General features: G+C 59.4%; 2 protein-coding genes. Both read left to right on the forward strand.

Annotation, left to right across the window (positions count from 1 at the left end; all coding sequences use genetic code 11):
• The coding region (locus EOA22_RS33455) for a molybdopterin cofactor-binding domain-containing protein (RefSeq protein ID WP_164756177.1) at nucleotides 1-751 on the forward strand (751 nt) is incomplete at its 5' end.
• 23 nt (nucleotides 752-774) lie between these two features.
• Complete coding sequence (locus EOA22_RS33460; RefSeq protein WP_063168017.1) at nucleotides 775-1,236, forward strand: RidA family protein; 462 nt, start codon at nucleotides 775-777, stop codon at nucleotides 1,234-1,236.
• Nucleotides 1,237-1,431: the final 195 nt, after the last annotated feature.

A 1,431-nucleotide genomic window follows, 5' to 3' on the forward strand; every position in this document is an offset into this window, starting at 1 on the left:
GGTCGCGACCGCCAGTGTCTGCTCGGCGGTCATGAAAGCCTGCGACGCGATACGCGAAAAGCTGTTCGCCGCCGCTGCGGGCAGGGGGGCTCCGCTGGCCGGTTCGGGCAATGCGAAGCTGGACTTGAAGGACGAAGAGGTCGTCACCGAGACCGGCAAATCCGCAAAGCTGGCTGATGTCTTCAAGGCTATGCAAGTCGGCGCCATCGAGGAATATGCCGAGTTTGCGCCGAAGGGTTCTTCGCCTGAAGCCCTCAGCAAACTCTATGCCGGACAGTCGGAATTTCATGGTGGAGAGAACGACGAAGATTCGGTCAAATATGCCTTTGGCGCCGAGTTCGTCGAAGTGCGCATCAACAGCTATACACGCGAAATCCGGGCCCCGCGCATCGTCGGGGCCTTCGCCGCCGGGCGCATCATGAACACGCGCACCGCGCGCAGCCAGCTGATGGGTGGCATGATCTGGGGTATCGGCCAGGCGTTGCACGAGGCGACGGAAATCGATCAGCGACACGCGCGCTACGTCAACCGCGACCTGCAGGACTATCTCGTACCGGTCAACGCCGACATCAAACAGGTCGACGTTATCCTGGTCCCCGAAATCGACCATCAGGTCAACCCTGCCGGCGTCAAGGGTTTGGGCGAACTCGGCAATGTCGGAACGGCTGCTGCCGTGGCGAGTGCCGTCTATCATGCCACCGGCAAGCGCATTCGCGATCTGCCGATCAGAATAGACGATTTGATAGGCTGACGATCAAGAGTTCTGGACGAAGCATGGAACTCGTAACCCATAAGAAATTCAAAAACGGAAAGTTGATGCCGTGGGGAAAAGGCACGGTCGTCTCCGGAGCAAAGGGATTTGTCTACCTTTGCGGAAATACGGCAACCGCCGAAAATTATGATCCGACCGGAAAGAGAGGAGGGGGATTCACTGGCGATGCGGCGGCACAGTGGCGTGCAATTCTGGCGAACATCAAATCAGATCTGGAAGAACTCGGCAGCGCGCTCGACTATCTCATCCGGCTGACCTTCTTCATCAAGGGGCCATTTCCCGATGGCGGCGTTCTGAGTTCACCCAATTTTCGTCTCGACGTACTGGACGAGTTCTTTGCCGAGCATTGCCCGAAGCACTGCAGCTATAACAACCCGCCGCCTTCGGAGGTGATCGGAGTTGCAGCGCTTGCGCAAGCCGACATCGTCGTTGAAATTGTCGCGGTGGCGGCGTTGCCTGACTGAAGAATTTCGCATGCAGCGCTGGCTTGATTGCCTTGGCTCTCGCGTGTCACTCCGGGGCTGTGGCGGGAGCCGTGTAACGGCGGCGCACGGCATCAAGCACCCGCTTGCGGCTCTCCTCCGCCGACAGGGTCTTGTCCTCTTCCGCCTCGGCGGTTTCCCGCGCCCGGTCCTTGTCCCTGATCTGATGTCGCAACC

The sequence above is a fragment of the Mesorhizobium sp. M7A.F.Ca.US.014.04.1.1 genome, from assembly GCF_003998745.1.
Classification (GTDB): Bacteria; Pseudomonadota; Alphaproteobacteria; order Rhizobiales; family Rhizobiaceae; genus Mesorhizobium; species Mesorhizobium ciceri.

Bases quoted from the DNA above. Each gene is read 5' to 3' on its own strand.
- EOA22_RS33460 (WP_063168017.1), top strand. From the start codon at position 775: ATGGAACTCGTAACCCATAAGAAATTCAAAAACGGAAAGTTGATGCCG.